Annotated in this window: 4 protein-coding genes; all 4 read right to left on the minus strand. The window is 67.2% G+C overall.

Annotated features, from left to right (window positions below):
* Nucleotides 1–1,024, minus strand: a 1,024-nt coding sequence (gene der, locus VF794_RS25630) for a ribosome biogenesis GTPase Der (protein WP_331114799.1), incomplete at its 3' end; no start/stop codon positions are given.
* A 10-nt stretch (nt 1,025–1,034) separates the two neighbouring features.
* Nucleotides 1,035–1,976, minus strand: a complete 942-nt coding sequence (era, locus tag VF794_RS25635; protein ID WP_331114801.1) for a GTPase Era — start codon at nt 1,974–1,976, stop codon at nt 1,035–1,037.
* Between the two features lie 139 nt (nt 1,977–2,115).
* Nucleotides 2,116–2,673 carry a peptidylprolyl isomerase gene (locus VF794_RS25640; RefSeq protein ID WP_331114803.1) on the minus strand — a complete coding sequence of 186 codons (558 nt, stop codon included), beginning with the start codon at nt 2,671–2,673 and terminating at the stop codon, nt 2,116–2,118.
* 77 nt (nt 2,674–2,750) lie between these two features.
* Nucleotides 2,751–3,020, minus strand: a 270-nt coding sequence (locus VF794_RS25645; protein WP_331114805.1) for a putative dsRNA-binding protein, incomplete at its 5' end; no start/stop codon positions are given.

Genomic DNA, 3,020 nt, shown 5'->3' on the forward strand with positions numbered 1-3,020 from the left:
TGCTGATGAGATCCCACTTGTTCACCACGATGACCAGCGCGCGGCCCTTCTCCTCGGCGATGCCGGCCAGCTTCGCGTCCTGATCCACCGCCGGCTCCGTGGCGTCCATCAGCAGCACCGCCACGTCGCTGCGATCGATCACCTTCAGCGCCGCCACCACCGAGAACATCTCCACCTTGTGGGCAATCGTCTTCTTGCGCCGGATGCCCGCGGTGTCCGTCAGGACGATCTGCCGGTCCTTGTACGTGAGGGCCGAGTCGATCGGATCCCGCGTGGTGCCCGGGATCTCGCTGGCCACCACCCGCTTCTGCTTCAGCAGCGCGTTGACCAGGGTGCTCTTGCCCACGTTCGGCCGGCCGATGATGGCCACCCGGATGGGACGATCCTCCTTCTCCTCCTCGGCGGGGGCCTCCTCCGCGCCCTCCTCGGCCTCGGGGGCCTCCTCTCCCCACTCCTCGGCGTCCTCCAGGGCCTGCTCGAGCCGCTCGGCCTTCGCCTTGGCCTCGAGTTCCTCGGGCGACGGGGGCGGCAGCTTGCCCACCACCGTCTCCATCATCGTGCCCACGCCCAGGCCATGCTCGGCGGAGATGGGGAACACGTCGCCCAGGCCCAGCCGGAAGAACTCGGCGGCGTGCGCCTGGAGCGTCTGCGACTCGTTGTCCAGCTTGTTGGCCGCCACCACCACCGGCTTGCCGCTCTGGCGCAGGTAGGTGGCCACCTCCTGATCCGACGCGGTGAGGCCGGCCCGGGCATCCGTCACGAAGATGATGACGTCGCACTCCTCCACCGCCAGTTGCGCCTGCTCGCGCACCTGCTGAAGCAGCGCGTCCTTCTCACCGGGCACGAAACCGCCCGTGTCGATGATGGTGAGCTCGCGCCCCTCGGACTCGATGTCCCAGTAATGCCGATCCCGGGTCACCCCGGGCACGTCCTCCACCAGCGCGATGCGGCGCCGGGCGAGGCGATTGAAGAGCGTGGACTTACCCACGTTCGGGCGACCCACGATTGCGACCAACGGCTTCATGGCTTCCTACCTACTCGTAACCCAGCTTCTTGAGGCCCTCGGGACGCTCGCTCCAGCGAGGCTCCACCCGGACCCGTAGCGAGAGGTACACGTGCGTCCCCAGCAAGCGCTGGATGGATTTGCGCGCGTCCGTCCCGATCGTCTTCAGCATCTGCCCCTGCTTGCCGATGATGATGGCCTTCTGGCTGTCACGCTCCACGTAGATGGAGGCGGCAATCCGGATGAGGCCCGCAAGCTTGCCGGGGGGCGTTCCAGGCGGCGGCTCGCGCTCGGACTCGTCGAAGAAGTCCACCAGTACCGCCGTGGAGTACGGAATCTCCTGCCGGCAGTGCCGAAGCACCTGCTCGCGCACGTATTCCGCCACCAGCGTCTTCTCCGCCTGGTCCGTCAGCACGTCCTCGGGGAAGAGCGCCTCTCCCTCGGGCAGGTGCTGGAGCACCGCCTGGAAGAGTTGCTCCACTCCGTCGTCTTCCCTCGCGGAGATGGGCACCACCTCCGCGAAGGGGAATTCCCGCCGGTACAGGTCGATGAGCGGCAGCAGCACCGTCTTGGGTACCGTGTCGATCTTGTTGATGACCAGGAAGGTGGGCTTCTTCGTCTTCTGCAGCCGCTCGAGGATGAAGCGGTTGCCCGGTCCCACCGAGGGGACCTCGGCGGGCGTCGGCTCGATGACGAAGAGGACCAGGTCCACCTCGTCCGCCGCATGAAGGGCCACGTCCACCATGTACCGGTTGAGCTCGCCCTTGGCCTGGTGGATGCCGGGCGTATCGAGGAAGGCCACCTGCCCCTCCGGCCGCGACACCACGCCCAGAATCCGGTTCCGGGTGGTCTGCGGCTTGGGGGAGACGATGGCGAGCTTCTCGCCGGTGAGTTGATTGAGCAGCGTGCTCTTGCCCACGTTCGGCCGGCCAATGAGCGCGGCGAACCCGCTGCGGTGTGTCTGAGGAGCCATCTAGCTTCTGAAGGTCGAAGGTGATCTGAAGGTCCCCTCGAAAGAGGACCCCAGGAAAACTGCTCACTACTTAAGGCTTCCAGCCCGTTCGCGCCCTACGGGGCAGCCGGGCAACCGCCTCCTGGGCGGCTCGTCCGGCTCAAGCCGGCGCCGACGCCGAGATGGTCAGCCTGGTGATCTTCACGTCCGTGCGAGGCCGGTCCCCCGGGCCCTTGGGAATCTCGTTGGCGATGCGATCGGCCACGTCCTGGCCCTTCACGACCTCGCCGAAGATGGTGTGCCGGTTGGTGAGGTGCGGCGTGGGCACCACGGTGATGAAGAACTGGCTGCCGTTGGTGTTGGGGCCGGCGTTGGCCATGGCCAGCAGGCCCTTCTTGTCGAAACGGCGGCCGCTCTGGAACTCATCCTTGAACTTGTAGCCCGGGCCGCCCGTGCCACGACCGAGCGGATCCCCGCCCTGAATCATGAAGTCGCCGATGCAGCGGTGGAAGATCGTCCCGTCGTAGAGCGGCTTGCCCACCATGCGCTCGCCCGAGGCGGGATGCGTCCACTCCTTCTCGCCCGTGGCCAGGCCGACGAAGTTCTGCACCGTCTCCGGCGCGTCCTTCGCCAAGAGCTTCACCACGATCTGTCCCTCGGTCGTATCGAAGGTGGCGTAGAGATCCTTGCCCGCACGCGCCTCGTCCATCATTCCCATGGTGCCTCCCGGGTCGAAACCCACTAGAGCGGTGGGCGCGGGACCTTATTCGTCACCCCCGGGTGAACCAAGCAGTTTCAGGCCGGGGTGTCGTCCTTCGGACCCGAAACAGGGGCGGACGGTGGCTCGGAAGCCCCCTGCCCCGGCTTCTCCCCCCGGTCCAACAGCACCAGGGCCCCATGGGCGGCCGTCTGCTCGGCGTCCTTCTTGCTGCGGCCACTGGCGCGCGCGTACACGTCCGGGCCCAGCGCCACCTCCACCTCGAAGATCTTCTCGTGGTCCGGGCCCGTCTCGGAGACGATCTGGTAGCGCGGCGTCAGCTTGAGGTGCTCCTGCGCCGCCTCCTG

The organism is Archangium sp. (assembly GCF_036389735.1).
Classification (GTDB): domain Bacteria; phylum Myxococcota; class Myxococcia; order Myxococcales; family Myxococcaceae; genus Archangium.